Origin of the sequence: Kluyvera ascorbata ATCC 33433 (assembly GCF_000735365.1) — a bacterium.
Lineage (GTDB): Bacteria > Pseudomonadota > Gammaproteobacteria > Enterobacterales > Enterobacteriaceae > Kluyvera > Kluyvera ascorbata.
This window is the reverse complement of the sequence record NZ_JMPL01000006.1, coordinates 47,585-60,484: the sequence shown is the minus strand read 5'-3', so window position 1 is coordinate 60,484 and position 12,900 is coordinate 47,585. Positions and strand designations below refer to the sequence as shown.

Annotated in this window: 11 protein-coding genes; 4 read left to right on the top strand and 7 right to left on the bottom strand. The window is 53.8% G+C overall.

Annotated elements, in window-relative coordinates; translation table 11 throughout:
* Positions 1–39: 39 nt before the first annotated feature.
* From ispC to rpsB, 5 genes are all read right to left on the bottom strand, one after another.
* Positions 40–1,236: a 1-deoxy-D-xylulose-5-phosphate reductoisomerase gene (gene ispC, locus GKAS_RS03225; RefSeq protein ID WP_035891963.1), complete on the bottom strand. Its 1,197-nt coding sequence runs from the start codon at positions 1,234–1,236 to the stop codon at positions 40–42.
* A gap of 87 nt (positions 1,237–1,323) precedes the next feature.
* Positions 1,324–1,881 (bottom strand): ribosome recycling factor, encoded by a 558-nt coding sequence (gene frr, locus GKAS_RS03220; protein ID WP_035891962.1) that lies wholly within the window; start codon positions 1,879–1,881, stop codon positions 1,324–1,326.
* Positions 1,882–2,157: 276 nt separating this feature from the next.
* Positions 2,158–2,883, bottom strand: a complete 726-nt coding sequence (gene pyrH / locus GKAS_RS03215; RefSeq protein ID WP_035891961.1) for a UMP kinase — start codon at positions 2,881–2,883, stop codon at positions 2,158–2,160.
* A gap of 166 nt (positions 2,884–3,049) precedes the next feature.
* Positions 3,050–3,901 carry a translation elongation factor Ts gene (gene tsf, locus GKAS_RS03210; RefSeq protein WP_035891960.1) on the bottom strand — a complete coding sequence of 284 codons (852 nt, stop codon included), beginning with the start codon at positions 3,899–3,901 and terminating at the stop codon, positions 3,050–3,052.
* 136 nt (positions 3,902–4,037) lie between these two features.
* Positions 4,038–4,763 carry a 30S ribosomal protein S2 gene (rpsB, locus tag GKAS_RS03205; RefSeq protein WP_035891959.1) on the bottom strand — a complete coding sequence of 242 codons (726 nt, stop codon included), beginning with the start codon at positions 4,761–4,763 and terminating at the stop codon, positions 4,038–4,040.
* 334 nt (positions 4,764–5,097) lie between these two features.
* Here rpsB and map point away from each other — a divergent pair, with 334 nt between their 5' ends.
* The 4 genes from map (at position 5,098) to GKAS_RS03185 (ending at position 9,979) form a co-directional block, all read left to right on the top strand.
* Complete coding sequence (gene map / locus GKAS_RS03200) at positions 5,098–5,892, top strand: type I methionyl aminopeptidase (protein ID WP_035891958.1); 795 nt, start codon at positions 5,098–5,100, stop codon at positions 5,890–5,892.
* 64 nt (positions 5,893–5,956) lie between these two features.
* Complete coding sequence (gene glnD / locus GKAS_RS03195) at positions 5,957–8,629, top strand: bifunctional uridylyltransferase/uridylyl-removing protein GlnD (protein ID WP_035891994.1); 2,673 nt, start codon at positions 5,957–5,959, stop codon at positions 8,627–8,629.
* Positions 8,630–8,662: 33 nt separating this feature from the next.
* Positions 8,663–9,487 carry a 2,3,4,5-tetrahydropyridine-2,6-dicarboxylate N-succinyltransferase gene (gene dapD / locus GKAS_RS03190; RefSeq protein ID WP_004872026.1) on the top strand — a complete coding sequence of 275 codons (825 nt, stop codon included), beginning with the start codon at positions 8,663–8,665 and terminating at the stop codon, positions 9,485–9,487.
* Between the two features lie 108 nt (positions 9,488–9,595).
* The gene (locus GKAS_RS03185) at positions 9,596–9,979 is read left to right on the top strand and encodes a DUF3461 family protein (RefSeq protein WP_035891957.1); all 384 of its coding nucleotides are present in this window, start codon (positions 9,596–9,598) and stop codon (positions 9,977–9,979) included.
* Between the two features lie 55 nt (positions 9,980–10,034).
* Here GKAS_RS03185 and cdaR read toward each other — a convergent pair whose 3' ends face one another.
* Both cdaR and degP read right to left on the bottom strand, forming a co-directional pair.
* Positions 10,035–11,192 carry a DNA-binding transcriptional regulator CdaR gene (cdaR, locus tag GKAS_RS03180; protein WP_035891956.1) on the bottom strand — a complete coding sequence of 386 codons (1,158 nt, stop codon included), beginning with the start codon at positions 11,190–11,192 and terminating at the stop codon, positions 10,035–10,037.
* Positions 11,193–11,350: 158 nt separating this feature from the next.
* On the bottom strand, positions 11,351–12,790 hold the full coding sequence (degP, locus tag GKAS_RS03175) for a serine endoprotease DegP (protein WP_035891955.1): 1,440 nt from the start codon (positions 12,788–12,790) through the stop codon (positions 11,351–11,353).
* Positions 12,791–12,900: the final 110 nt, after the last annotated feature.

The following is a 12,900-nucleotide window of genomic DNA, read 5'->3' as shown; positions in this document are numbered from 1 at the left end:
ACAAATGCCGTGACGGGTTGTATGCTGATTCGGCTCTCATTACCTGACGAAATGTCTTGCCTGCGTCGTCGCCGCTTCACGCGCCATCGCATCGATAGCCAATACCGCGTCCACACTCTGCGGTTCGCCAGGATCAAGGCTATCCAATACCGCCATATTGACGTTCGCGATATCGGTAAAGCGGATTTGCCCGTCAAGGAAGGCCGCCACAGAGACTTCGTTCGCGGCATTCAGCGCGGTGGTTGCCGCCTGACCTTGTTCAAAAGCCTCCATCGCCAGCTTCAGACAAGGGTAACGAGCATAATCCGGCTCGGAGAAGCTTAACGCGCCCATCTTGCAGAAATCTAACGGCTTCGCGCCAGAAACCACGCGATGAGGCCAGGCCATAGTATTGGCAATTGGCGTACGCATATCGGGCTCACCCAGTTGTGCCAGTACGCTACCGTCCTGGTAACGCACCATCGAGTGAATCACCGACTGAGGATGAATCAGCACTTCCATCTGCTTCGCTGAAGCATTAAACAGCCAGCGGGCTTCGATGTATTCCAGACCTTTATTCATCATAGTGGCCGAGTCGACGGAAATTTTACGTCCCATCGACCAGTTCGGATGACGACAAGCCTGATCCGGCGTCATTGCGCCGAGCTCACTGATTGGCGTCTCACGGAACGGGCCACCTGACCCGGTAAGCAGAATGGATGACACCCCATGCTGCTCAAGGTCAGCGTACCCTAAGTCGGACTGAAAGCTTTGCGGTAAACTCTGAAAGATAGCGTTATGCTCGCTGTCGACCGGCAGTAACTGCGCATTATGCTGTTTTACCGCCTCGAGGAATAACCGTCCACAGGTCACCAACGACTCTTTATTCGCCAGCAGAATGCTTTTGCCTGCACGGATAGCCGACAGCGTCGGCAGCAGACCAGCCGCCCCCACGATGGCCGCCATCACCTGATTGACCTCGTCCAGCGCTGCCACATCGCACGCTGCCTGCTGTCCACAGAGCACTTCCGTACGGCTGCCGTGTTCACGCAACGCCGTTCTCACCGCATCAGCGCTCTTTGCGTCATCCATCACCGCATAGCGAGGCGTGAACTCCAGACACTGTTCAACCATCCGCTCGACGTTTTTACCTGCCACTAGTGCCGCTACCGCAAAATGTTCACGGTTGTGACGCACCACGTCCAGCGTGTTGCAACCAATAGAGCCCGTTGAGCCCAGGACAGTTAATTGCTTCATGAGATATTCCGGATAGTTCAAAAGCAAAACGCCGCCAGCAAAGCAATAATGCTTCCTGTACGGCGTTCATCGCACAACTTACACAGCTTAGAACTGCATCAGTTCCGCTTCTTTCTCAGCCAGCGCCGCTTCAATTTTCTTGATAGCAACGTCAGTCAGTTTTTGTACGTCTTCCTGAGAACGGCGATCGTCATCTTCGCTGATCTCTTTGTCTTTCAGCAGCGCCTTCACTTTATCGTTCGCATCACGACGAACGTTACGCACGGAAACGCGCGCCTGTTCAGCTTCGCCACGGACGATTTTGGTCAGATCTTTACGACGTTCTTCGGTCAGCGGAGGCAGCGGAACGCGAATGTCGGTACCCGCAGAGCTTGGGTTCAGACCGAGGTCAGACGCCATAATCGCTTTCTCAACGGCCGGGCCCATAGAGCGGTCGAATACGTTGATTTTCAGAGTACGGGTATCTTCTACGGTGACGCTTGCCAGCTGACGCAGTGGCGTAGCGGTGCCGTAATACTCAACGACGATGCCGTCCAGCAGGCTAGGAGAAGCACGACCCGTGCGAATTTTGCTGATTTGGTTTTTGAATGCTTCTACACATTTGTCCATGCGTACTTCAGCATCTTTTCTGATATCGCTAATCACGTTACGAATCCTTGAAAACTAGTATCAGTCGACCAGACGATGACACATTGCTATGAATGCGCTAAGTATAGTCTCGTTTAAATCATGCCACAGAATATACTCATCGTCTTTCAAGCTGCGGGGGCGTTGGCTGCATTCGCTCACCCGAATCACTTACTAAAGTAAGCTCATCGGGATTCCCTCACTTGCCGCCTTCCCGCGGCTCGAAATCCATAGAGTATGAATCAATTCTGCCGGATAAACGCGAATCTTACCCGGAAATGGCCGCAACGGAAATTATTCCGTAATTAAAGTGCCTTCTTTTTCGCCCATCACCACGCGACGCAGTGCGCCTGGTTTATTCATATTGAATACGCGAATTGGCAATTTGTGGTCACGAGCCAGCGTAAAGGCAGCCAGATCCATGACTTTCAGTTCTTTATCCAGCACTTCGGTGTAGGTCAGCTGCTCGTACATGGTGGCAGTCGGATCTTTTGCTGGGTCAGCGGTGAACACACCGTCAACTTTGGTGGCTTTCAGTACCACGTCGGCTTCGATTTCGATGCCGCGCAGGCAGGCTGCAGAGTCGGTGGTAAAGAACGGGTTGCCGGTACCGGCGGACAGAATCACGACGCGGTTATTACGCAGCAGGCTGATAGCCTCTGCCCAGCTGTAGTTGTCGCAAACGCCGTTCAGCGGAATCGCTGACATCAGGCGGGCGTTCACATAGGCGCGATGCAGTGCGTCACGCATTGCCAGGCCGTTCATTACCGTTGCCAGCATGCCCATGTGGTCGCCCACAACGCGGTTCATACCCGCTTTTGCCAAGCCCGCACCACGGAACAGGTTGCCACCACCAATGACGACACCCACCTGGATGCCCAGCTCAACAAGTTCTTTAATCTCTTGCGCCATACGGTCAAGAATACTTGCGTCAATACCGAAGCCTTCAGTCCCCTGCAATGCTTCACCGCTAAGCTTGAGCAGAATACGTTTGTAGACAGGTTTTGCGTTGGTAGCCATTTTCTTTCCTGGAGTGTCACGATTGGGATGGTAAAAATTCAGGTGACATCATGCGTTCCATGCCAGTGCATCCCTATAGGAGCAGGCTGATTCTCACATGACGATTTTGTGCATTAACCCTTAGTGCACAAAAGAGAGCCGCCCTCAGGCGGCTCCTTTACAGCAATTAAGACTGCTTGGACATTGCAGCAACTTCTGCTGCGAAGTCAGTCTCAACTTTCTCGATGCCTTCGCCCACTTCGAAGCGGATGAAGCCAGTCACGTCAGCGTTGTGCTCTTTCAGCAGCTGGCCAACAGACTTGCTTGGATCCATAACGAATGGCTGGCCAGTCAGAGAAACTTCGCCGGTGAATTTCTTCATGCGGCCTTCAACCATTTTCTCTGCGATTTCTTTTGGCTTACCAGACTGCATCGCGATGTCCAGCTGTACCTGGTATTCTTTCTCTACCACTTCAGCGGATACGTCTTCTGGTTTAACGAATTCTGGCTTGCTTGCAGCAACGTGCATTGCCAGCTGTTTAACCAGCTCTTCGTCAGCGCCAGTAGCAGCAACCAGAACACCGATGCGAGCACCGTGCTGGTAGTTGCCCAGAACTTCGCCTTCCAGGGAAGCCACGCGACGGATGTTGATGTTCTCACCGATTTTAGCAACCAGCGCAACGCGTTCTTCTTCGAACTGTGCTTTCAGAACGTCAACGTCGGTGATGTTACCAGCAACAGCTGCGTCCAGAACTTTGTCAGCAAATGCCTGGAAACCGGAGTCTTTAGCAACGAAGTCAGTCTGGCAGTTAACTTCCAGAATGAAGGCGATGTTGCCATTGATTTTGGTTTTGATCACGCCGTCAGCAGCAACGTTGCCTGCTTTTTTCGCTGCTTTGATAGCACCGGATTTACGCATGTTTTCGATTGCCAGCTCGATGTCGCCATTAGCTTCAGTCAGGGCTTTTTTGCAATCCATCATGCCTGCGCCAGTACGCTCACGCAGCTCTTTTACCAGGGAAGCGGTAATTTCAGCCATTCTAAAATCCTCGGAAGATTTGATCTGCCCGGCGATAAACCGCACAGATTTAAAAGTGAAAAAGGGGGCCATAAACAGGCCCCCTAACCAAACGTGTTACTACCTGGTTTATAAGGGCTCTTTCGAGCGTGCCTTATTACTCAGCTTCTACGAAGCTTTCTTCCGCCTGGGAAGCCAGATCAGAAGAACGGCCTTCACGAACGGTAGCAGCAACTGCGCTCAGGTACAGGGTCACAGCACGGATTGCATCGTCGTTACCAGGGATAACGAAATCAACGCCATCTGGATCAGAGTTGGTATCAACGATAGAGAATACTGGGATACCCAGGTTGTTCGCTTCTTTGATAGCAATGTGTTCATGGTCAGCATCGATAACGAACAGTGCGTCCGGCAGGCCGCCCATGTCTTTAATACCGCCCAGGCTGTTTTCCAGTTTCGCCAGCTCACGAGTACGCATCAGCGCTTCTTTCTTGGTCAGCTTGTCGAAAGTACCGTCCTGAGACTGAGTTTCCAGATCTTTCAGACGTTTGATGGACTGACGAACGGTTTTCCAGTTAGTCAGCATACCGCCCAGCCAGCGATGGTTCACGAAGAACTGGTCGCAGCTCAGAGCAGCATCTTTCACAGCTTCGCTTGCAGCGCGTTTAGTACCAACGAAAAGGATTTTGCCTTTACGAGAAGAGATCTTGTTCAGTTCAGCCAGAGCTTCGTTGAACATTGGTACAGTTTTCTCAAGGTTGATGATGTGAACTTTGTTACGTGCGCCGAAGATGAAAGGCTTCATTTTCGGGTTCCAGTAACGGGTCTGGTGACCGAAGTGTACACCAGCCTTGAGCATGTCGCGCATGGAAACAGTTGCCATGGTTAAAACCTCTATAGATTAAGTTGGGGTTATGCCTCCACGTATCCCATATTACCGACCCCGAAGGGCACCCCGGAATATGTGCCGATACGTGTGTGTTATTTACACAAAGTGAGATTTGTCGCTTCCGGACAAAACAAGAATGAGCGGAAGTTCGGCGCGCTTTATACCATAAAAGCGGCGCAGATACCAACAGTTGTTATCTCCGACGCAGGGCACGAAAGGCGAAGTTCAGAATGATTCTCAATTTGGCACCAGGCGCCTCGGGCTGTTAACATTGACATTACTAACACTCAATTATTGTCGAAAAAATCGACACTGATGGACATATTCCATGGCGATTTCTATTAAGACCCCTGAAGATATTGAAAAAATGCGCGTTGCCGGCCGCCTGGCCGCCGAAGTGCTGGAAATGATCGAACCGTACGTGAAGCCTGGCGTGACCACCGGCGAACTGGACCGCATCTGCAACGACTACATCGTCAACGAGCAGAAAGCGGTCTCCGCCTGCCTGAACTACCACGGTTTCCCGAAATCCGTCTGCATCTCCATTAATGAAGTGGTATGCCACGGTATTCCGGATGACGAAAAACACCTGAAAGATGGCGACATCGTCAACATCGACGTCACGGTCATCAAAGACGAGTTCCACGGTGACACCTCCAAAATGTTTATCGTGGGTAAACCAACCATTCTGGGCGAGCGTCTGTGCCGCGTGACTCAGGAAAGCCTGTATGTGGCACTGAAAATGGTGAAACCGGGCGTGAACCTGCGTGAAATTGGCGCAGCTATCCAGAAGTTTGTGGAAGCGGAAGGGTTCTCTGTGGTACGCGAATACTGCGGTCACGGCATTGGCCGCGGCTTCCATGAAGAGCCGCAGGTACTGCACTACGACTCTCGCGAAACTGACGTGGTGCTGAAACAGGGCATGACCTTTACTATCGAGCCGATGGTTAACGCCGGTAAGAAAGAAATCCGCACCATGAAAGACGGCTGGACGGTAAAAACCAAAGACCGAAGCTTGTCTGCGCAGTACGAGCATACTATTGTGGTGACAGACAACGGCTGCGAAATACTGACGTTACGCAAGGATGACACCATCCCGGCGATAATCTCGCACAACGAATAACGAAAGCCGGCGAATGCCGGCTTTTTTTATGGGTGATAGTTTTTTCTTATGGGCGGCGCGCGCTATGAGTAACTCCATACCTGAACTGGCTTGTACAATCCTCCCTGCCCTGCCCGGCCAGCCGGAGAATCCGGTCGATTGGCCCGAAGCCAGTCTGAACTGCACCGATATCAAAAACCGGCTCGATGAGTTTCAGCGCTGGCTGGGCGTTGCCTTTGATGAAGGCATCTCTGCCGAGCAATTGATTGAAGCGCGCACCGAATTTATCGACCAACTGCTGCAACGCCTGTGGCTGCTGTACGGTTTTGGTCCCGTAGAAGATGCGGCGCTGGTCGCCGTGGGCGGCTATGGTCGCGGTGAGCTGCACCCGCTTTCCGACGTTGACCTGCTGATACTGAGCCGCAAAAAGCTGCCCGATGAGCAGGCGCAGAAAATCGGCGAACTGCTGACGCTGCTGTGGGATATCAAGCTAGAAGTAGGCCACAGCGTACGTACGCTGGAAGAGTGTCTGCTGGAAGGCTTATCAGACTTAACCGTCGCCACCAACCTGATTGAATCACGCCTGCTGATTGGCGATGTGGCGCTGTTCCTCGAACTACAAAAGCATATTTTCAGCGAAGGCTTCTGGCCGTCAGAAACGTTCTTCCCGGCCAAAGTTGCCGAACAAGAGGCGCGCCACCAGCGCTATCACGGCACCAGCTACAACCTCGAACCCGATATTAAAAGCAGCCCCGGCGGCCTGCGCGATATCCATACCATTCAGTGGGTCGCTCGCCGTCACTTTGGCGCGACCTCAATGGATGAGATGGTGAGCTTCGGCTTCCTGACCGAAGCCGAGCGCAATGAGTTAAACGAATGTCTACACCTGCTGTGGCGCATCCGCTTCGCTCTGCACCTCGAACTCAATCGCTATGACAACCGCCTGCTGTTCGACCGCCAGCTCAGCGTTGCCCGTCGCCTGAAATACGAAGGCGAAGGCAACCAGCCGATCGAACATATGATGAAGGATTTCTATCGCGTCACCCGCCGCGTCGGCGAGCTAAACCACATGCTGTTGCAGCTGTTTGACGAAGCGATTCTCGCCCTCACTGAAGATGAAAAGCCGCGAGCGATTGACGACGATTTCCAACTGCGCGGTACGCTTATCGACCTGCGCGACGACACCCTGTTCATCCGCGAGCCGCAGGCCATTCTGCGCATGTTCCACATCATGGTGCGTAACAGCAGCATTACCGGTATTTACTCGACCACGTTACGTCATCTGCGCCATGCCCGTCGTCACCTCAGCCAGCCGCTGTGCTATATCCCGGAAGCGCGTGAGCTGTTCCTGAGCATGCTTCGCCACCAGGGCGCCGTCAGCCGCGGCCTGCTGCCGATGCATCGCCACAGCGTACTGTGGGCCTACATGCCGCAGTGGTCGTATATCGTCGGTCAGATGCAGTTTGACCTGTTCCATGCCTACACGGTCGATGAACACACCATTCGCGTATTGCTGAAGCTCGAGAGCTTCGCCAATGAAGAGACGCGTTCGCGCCACCCGCTGTGCGTCGATCTCTGGCCGCGGCTGAACCATCCAGAGCTTATCCTGATTGCCGCCCTGTTCCACGATATTGCCAAAGGGCGCGGCGGCGACCACTCCATTCTTGGCGCGCAGGATGTCCTGAAGTTCGCCGAGCTACACGGTCTGAACTCGCGGGAAACCCAATTAGTTGCCTGGCTGGTACGTCAGCATCTGCTGATGTCGGTCACCGCTCAACGCCGCGATATTCAGGACCCGGAAGTGATCAAGCAGTTTGCCGAAGAGGTGCAGACCGAGCACCGTCTGCGTTTCCTTGTGTGCCTGACGGTCGCCGATATCTGCGCAACCAACGAAACCCTGTGGAATAGCTGGAAGCAGAGCCTGTTGCGCGAGCTCTACTTCGCCACCGAAAAGCAGCTGCGTCGTGGGATGCAGAACACGCCGGATATGCGCGAGCGCGTCCGCCATCATCAGATGCAGGCGCTGGCGCTGCTGCGTATGGACAACATTAATGAGGAGACGCTGCACCAAATCTGGAACCGCTGTCGCGCCAACTATTTTGTGCGCCACACGCCAAACCAGCTTGCATGGCACGCCCGTCATCTGTTGAAGCACGACCTCACCCAGCCGATGATCTTGCTCAGTCCGCAGGCCACCCGCGGCGGTACCGAGATTTTTATCTGGAGCCCGGACAGACCGTATCTGTTTGCCGCCGTTTGCGCCGAGCTCGACCGCCGCAATCTCAGCGTGCACGACGCGCAGATTTTCACCACCCGTGACGGCATGGCGATGGACTCCTTTATCGTACTTGAGCCAGACGGCAGTCCGCTCTCCGGTGACCGCCATGAAGCCATTCGTTTTGGGCTGGAACAGGCAATTACTCAACGCAGTTGGCAGCCGCCGCAGCCGCGTCGTCAGGCGGCAAAACTGCGCCATTTCTCGGTCGATACCGAAGTCAATTTCCTGCCGACCCACACCGACCGGAAATCGTTCCTCGAACTGATTGCCCTCGATCAGCCCGGCCTGCTCGCTCGCGTCGGCCAGGTGTTTGCCGACCTCGGGATCTCGCTCCACGGGGCGAGAATTACGACAATTGGTGAACGAGTAGAAGATTTATTTATAATCGCCACCGCCGACCGGCGTGCGCTTAATAATGTGCTCCAACAAGAAGTGCAACAACGGTTGACAGCAGCCCTCAATCCAAACGATAAAGGGTGACGTATTTTTTTTAAGTAAATGGAAAGAGAAACAATGCAGCAATTACAGAACGTTATTGAGTCCGCTTTTGAGCGTCGCGCCGACATCACGCCGGCAAATGTGGATACCGTAACCCGCGAAGCGGTTAACCAGGTGATTTCCCTGCTGGATTCCGGCGCGCTGCGTGTCGCTGAAAAGATTGACGGTCAGTGGGTAACTCACCAGTGGCTGAAGAAAGCGGTTCTGCTCTCTTTCCGTATTAACGATAACCAGGTTATCGACGGTGCGGAAAGCCGCTACTTCGATAAAGTACCAATGAAATTCGCTGACTACGACGAAGCGCGTTTCCAGAAAGAAGGTTTCCGCGTAGTGCCACCGGCTGCGGTTCGTCAGGGCGCATTCATCGCTCGCAACACCGTACTGATGCCATCCTACGTGAACATCGGTGCTTACGTTGACGAAGGCTCCATGGTGGATACCTGGGCGACCGTCGGTTCTTGCGCGCAGATCGGTAAAAACGTTCACCTGTCCGGCGGCGTTGGCATCGGTGGCGTTCTGGAACCACTGCAGGCTAACCCAACCATCATCGAAGACAACTGCTTCATCGGCGCACGCTCCGAAGTCGTTGAAGGCGTTATCGTAGAAGAAGGTTCCGTAATCTCTATGGGCGTATACCTGGGTCAGAGCACCAAAATCTACGACCGCGAAACCGGCGAAGTCTTCTATGGTCGCGTACCGGCAGGCTCCGTTGTCGTTTCCGGCAACCTACCATCCAAAGACGGCAAATACAGCCTGTACTGCGCGGTGATTGTGAAGAAAGTGGATGCCAAAACCCGCGGTAAAGTGGGCATCAACGAGCTACTGCGTACTATCGATTAATAAGATGCGAAAAAGCGGGGGCAACCCCGCTTTTTTTTATTCGTAAGCTGGCGGAAATAGATTTTTTCGTTAATTATTCAATAGTTAATTTAGAACAGGGGTACCGCTATGTACGATAATTTGAAAAGCCTGGGGATTACCAATCCCGATGAAATCGATCGTTACAGCCTCCGGCAGGAAGCCAACAACGATATCCTGAAAATCTATTTCCAGAAGGACAAGGGTGAGTTTTTCGCCAAGAGCGTGAAGTTCAAATATCCGCGCCAGCGTAAAACCATCGCCGGTGATGGTCAGGGTTTCAAGGAAGTGCAGGAGATAAGCCCAAATCTGCGCTACGTGATTGATGAGCTGGACCAAATCTGCCAGCGCGATCGCACGGAAGTCGATCTTAAGCGTAAGATCCTTGACGATCTGCGCCATCTCGAAAGCGTCGTCACCAACAAGATCAGCGAAATTGAAGCCGATCTGGAGAAGTTGACCCGCAATAAGTAAGTTTTATGCGGTTTGTCTTCCCGGGCGAGCGCAAGCGACCCCGGGTTCCATTAGCTCATCGTTGTTCATCCAACTGCAACGCAATATACAGCAGCAGCCTGTCGTCGAAATTCCCCAAATCAAGCCCGGTCAGCTCCGAAATTCGGTTCAATCGATACTCCAGCGTATTTCGGTGAATAAACAGCGCCTTTGAGGTCGCCAGCGGCTGCACATTGTTGCGAAACCATGCCGTCAACGTCCGACGCAGCAGGCCATTATTATCCATCGCCTTCAGGCGCATCAGCGGACGCGACAGCTCGTTGGCCTGCCAGCCACCGCGGAGGCTGTCGAGCAGTACTGGCAGCATCAAATCCTGGTAAAAATAGCTACGGCTCTCCGGCATGCGCTGTTTACCCACCATCATGGTGGTGCGCGCCGTACGGTAGGAACGGGCGATACTGCCCGGCCCGGTAAAGTAGTTGCCGAGCGCCACGCGAAAACGCAGATGCCCATTCTCTTTCATGCGGGAAATCAGCTGTTCTACTCGCTTCTGGTGATCTTCTGCATCCCAGCGTCCAAACTGGTTGAGCGCCGGTTTCAGCACCACCATTTCGGTCAGCGAAACTATCGCAATCAGGTTATTACGCTCTGGCGTCGTCAGCGCATTTTGCAGCTGCTGAAGCTCAGCCATCGCGCTGTCAACGCCCAACTGCCCGCTGTCGACTTCCACCACCGCCGCCACACGCGGCTGATTGAGGTCAATGCCCAGTCGCTGCGCCCATTCGGTCAGCGCCGGGGTGTTCTCTTCGGCTTGAATCAGGTTCATCACCAACTCTTCACGCAGGCGGCTATCCTGCGCCAGCAGGTGCATCAGACGAGACTGTTCCAGCATCATCTCCGCCGTCATGCACACCAGCTCGCCGTATTTTCGCAGCGTTTCAGGCTCTCCGGTCAGGCCAATAACGCCGACAATCTCGCCTTCCAGGCGCAGCGGCAGGTTAATCCCCTGACGCACCCCGTGCAGGTGTCGGGCAACGGCATCGTCGATGTCCACCACGCGCCCTTGAGAGAGCACCAGCAGCGCGCCTTCGTGCAATTCCCCAATACGCTCACGATCGCCACTGCCGATAATGCGACCGCGGGCATCCATTACGTTAATATTGGTATCGATAATGCGCATGGTGCGCGCCACGATATCCTGCGCCATTTTAGTATCAAGATGCCAGCTAGCCATGAACCCCTCCTATGAGCAGGTTACATGATAAGAAAGATACAAAAGCGCCGCACTGTGCAAATGCACAAAGCACGGTTGAGAACTATGGAGTTGTGGGGTGCTTCACATTACGAAGGGAAAAACCCTTTCCCCGGGCGGGGAAAGGGTTGAGGTCACGATTACTGCATCAGCAGGTAGATGGAGCTATCGCCACGCTGGATGTTCAGCGCCAGTACGGAAGGTTTACTATCGAGGATTTTGCGCAGCTCAGCGATGTTTTTCACCGCCTGCTGGTTAGCGCCCACGATAATGTCCCCTTTCTTCAGGCCAATCTGCGCTGCCGGAGAACCCGCTTTCACGGTATTCACCACCACGCCTTTGTCCTGACCTTTGTTGCTCATTTCAGCCCCTTCGATACCGCTGAAGATAGAGCTGGAGTCAACCTGGGTCTGGCTGCTCTGCTGAAGTTCTAGTTCTACCGTTACCGGCTTACCGTCACGCAGCAGGCCAAGGCTGATTTTGCTGCCTACCGGCATGGTGCCGACCTGCGCACGAAGTGCCGCGAAGCTACTGATCGCCTTACCGTTCAGTGAGGTAATCACGTCACCGGCTTTAATCCCGGCTTTCGCCGCAGAAGAGTTCGGCATGACCTGGCTTACGAAAGCACCGCGCTGAGCGTCGACCTTCATCGCTTTCGCCAGCTCGGAGTTCAGTTCGGTCCCCATAATGCCCAGCTCACCGCGTTTCACCTGGCCAAATTTCACCATCTGGTCGGTCAGGTTTTTCACCATATTGCTCGGGATGGCGAAGCCGATACCGATGTTACCGCCGTCCGGTGCGAGGATAGCGGTGTTAATACCGATAAGCTCGCCGTTCAGGTTCACCAGCGCGCCGCCGGAGTTACCGCGGTTAATGGCCGCATCGGTCTGGATAAAGTTTTCGTAGTTTTCAACGTTCAGGCCGCTACGACCCAGCGCGGAGACGATACCGGAAGTCACGGTTTCACCCAGACCAAACGGGTTACCGATAGCCACGGTGTAGTCACCAACGCGCAGGGCGTCAGAGTCCGCCAGCTTAATTGCCGTCAGGTTTTTCGGATCCTGAATCTGAATCAGCGCAATGTCGGAACGCGGGTCTTTACCCACCACTTTCGCGTCAAACTTACGACCGTCACTCAGCTGAACCTTAATGGAATTGGCGTTATCCACCACGTGGTTGTTGGTGACGACGTAGCCTTTCGCGGCGTCAATCACGACCCCAGAACCAAGGGCCATAAATTTCTGTTGCTGCTGCGGCTGGTTGCCGCCATCCGGGCCAGCGCCGCCCTGACAGAACGGGGAGCTCTGGAACGGGGAACCGTCCTGGCAGAACGGCGAGTTGTCGCCGAAGAACTGCTGGAAGTTACGTCCCATACGCGGCGTGTTTACCGTTGTGCTGCCCTCAACATTAATGCTGACGACAGACGGCATCACCTTTTCCAGCATCGGTGCCAGACTTGGCATTGGCTGCGCAGCGGATGCGGAAGAAGATGCCGTCTCGGCCGCGCTAGCGGACAACGGAGACAGAGCCAGACTTAAACTAAGAGCCAGTGCACTCATTGCTAACGTGGTTTTTTTCATGTGTTTCAATCTCAATATCAGATTACGCAAAATTGCTATGTTCGTGACTATCAGATTCACTTTATGGCACTAAGTTCCGTGCAACTGCATCAGCTAAAAGTAAAAATTTA